The sequence below is a fragment of the Myxococcus xanthus genome, from assembly GCF_013116825.1.
GTDB classification, from domain to species: Bacteria; Myxococcota; Myxococcia; order Myxococcales; family Myxococcaceae; genus Myxococcus; species Myxococcus xanthus_B.
In genome coordinates this window covers 1-483 of the sequence record NZ_JABFNS010000308.1, presented here as the reverse complement: position 1 = coordinate 483, position 483 = coordinate 1, and the positions used below count along the sequence as shown (strand labels likewise).

The 483-nt window shown below is 50.5% G+C and carries 1 protein-coding gene; it reads left to right on the top strand.

Translation table 11 applies throughout. The features are described from left to right. Positions 1 to 283: 283 nt before the first annotated feature. Positions 284 to 483: recombinase family protein (locus tag HNV26_RS37455; protein ID WP_436410078.1), on the top strand; the 200-nt coding region annotated here is incomplete at its 3' end.

Sequence of the window (483 nt, the reverse complement as noted above, 5' to 3'; positions counted from 1 at the left end):
GCAGTTGCACCAGCTGAGGCGTGTTCGCCGCAAGCCATCCCAGACTGAAAACAACGAGGTCTTCTTTCTTCATCACACGCCCTTTCGTTAAAGCAGCCTCGTTTGTAAATTTTTAGTTTGGATGTTTCTAGATACCGGTGCAGTCAATTATCGCTTTTTATGCAAAAAAACTCAATGATGACAATGGTTTAGATGCATAATTCTTGTTCTCTGGCACTTCGAGCTTAGTTCACGAAACGGCCGGAAATCCAATTTTCGTGAACTGATCGTGCTCTGGAAGCGCATGAACTTCAGGAAACAGACCATGGATGGAGTGATCAAGGCAGCCGGTCGTGCTGCGCCGACCCAGGTGGCTCGGCTCTACATGCGTGTCAGCACCGAAGAGCAGGATCTGGAAAGACAGGAAGCGATCATTGCCGCGGCGAAGGCAGCGGGCTTCTACCTGGCAGGCATCTACCGGGAAAAAGCTTCTGGTGCCCGTGT